This window comes from Aurantimonas litoralis, assembly GCF_026153195.1.
GTDB classification, from domain to species: Bacteria; Pseudomonadota; Alphaproteobacteria; order Rhizobiales; family Rhizobiaceae; genus Aurantimonas; species Aurantimonas coralicida.
Map to the genome: position 1 here is coordinate 1 of NZ_JAPFBM010000031.1, position 1,596 is coordinate 1,596.

Here is a 1,596-nt window from a genome sequence, read left to right on the forward strand (position 1 = left end):
TACGACATGCGCTGGGTTGATCCGGCCATCACGATCGGCATCGCGCTCTACATCCTCTATCTCGCTTTCACCGAGATTGGAGGCCCGATCCGGACCCTGATGCTGGGCAGCCCGCCGGACATCGACAATGACTCCGTTGTCGCTGCGTTACGCGGAGTCGACGGTGTCGCGGACATCCATCATGCCCATTTTTGGCAGATGGAGGAGCATGTTGCCGCTCTCGACACCCATGTGGTGATAGAGATGAAAGCCTGGGATCGCCTCGAAGACATCAAGCAAGCGATCAAGCGGATGCTCGAAAGCGAGTTCTGCATCACCCATTCAACGCTCGAGTTCGAGCGAGAGGACCAGTCGCATTGCAGCGCACATCTGTATGGCCACGACGCCCGTCCTAGCCGGCAAGATTGAGACCGGCCGCACCGAGTTCCACAGTCTGCTTCGCCCGGTCGGCGCACGCAGATCTGCGAGGACGTTAGCACCAAGATCACCGTCCTCAACGACGCGGGCAAGACCGTCTCCGTCCTTCTGGCCGGTAACACGGTTGCAGGTCTGATCGCCATGCGGGACGAAGCCCCGCCCCGATGCCGCATCGGGGCTCAGGGCCCTGCGCGGTCGAGGCGTCCTGATCATGATGCTGACGGGCGACAACCGACGGACAGGAGACGCCGTAGCGACGAGCCTGGGGATCCGGTCGCGGTCGGAATTGCTGCCGCAGGACAAGCAGCAGGCGGTGCGAGACCTCCAGGCGGAGGGCCATTTCGTTGCCAAGGTCGGCGACGGCATCAACGACGCCCCCGCCCTGGCTGCCGCAGACATAGGCATCGCCATGGGTGGAGGGACCAACGTGGCTCTGGAAACAGCGGACGCCGCGGTCCTGCATGGCCGGGTTCAGGACATTCCGGACATGATTGCCTTGTCGCGATCCACAATGCGCAACATTCATCAGAACATCGCGATCGCGCTTGGCCTCAAGGCGGTGTTCCTGGCCACGACGCTGCTCGGCGTAACCGGTTTATGGCCAGCCATCCTCGCGAATACGGGCGCGACGGTATTGGTGACGGCCAACGCCATGCGACTACTCGCCTGGAGGCCGCAATGACCGAACTCGCTGAGCAGGCTCTTCGCCTCGGGCCTGGCATCATACTCCTGACAACCTGCGTCTGGTTGATGATTGCAACCAGCCGAACGTCATCCATGATCGGCGGCAAGGCCTACGGCTTCGCCGGAACCGCACGCCAGCAGGTAGCACAGGGATTGTTCCGCCTGAGTGTCATCGGCGCCCTTGGCGCGCTGATCGGATATGCCGCAGAGATAAGGTGGCCGATCCTGCGTCCGGTCGGCAAGCTCGGATGGCTGCACGCAGTCGGATTGGCGTTGGCGCTGGCAGGCCAGTTCCTGACGGTTTTTGCGCAGTCCAGCATGGGAAAACGTTGGCGCGTGGGAGTTCCCTTTGCCGCGCCGGACGCACTGGTCACGCAGGCTTTATTTGGGGTCTCACGCAACCCGGTGTTCCTCGGCTTGCTCGCAATGGCCCTAGGCCTGGCACTGGCGGTTCCGTCGATCGCGATGATCGTTTGCGCCACCGCCTTCTGGCTG

The 1,596-nt window shown here is 62.7% G+C and carries 2 protein-coding genes and 1 pseudogene; all 3 read left to right on the plus strand.

Going from position 1 to position 1,596, the window contains the following annotated elements; all coding sequences use genetic code 11:
• The coding region (locus N7I30_RS21685; RefSeq protein ID WP_498641059.1) for a cation transporter dimerization domain-containing protein at positions 1-408 on the plus strand (408 nt) is incomplete at its 5' end.
• Positions 409-480: 72 nt separating this feature from the next.
• Positions 481-1,099, plus strand: a pseudogene (locus N7I30_RS21690) (HAD-IC family P-type ATPase); the annotation flags it as partial.
• Positions 1,096-1,596, plus strand: a 501-nt coding sequence (locus N7I30_RS21695) for a methyltransferase (protein WP_498641060.1), incomplete at its 3' end; no start/stop codon positions are given. The pseudogene N7I30_RS21690 and the gene N7I30_RS21695, both read left to right, overlap by 4 nt.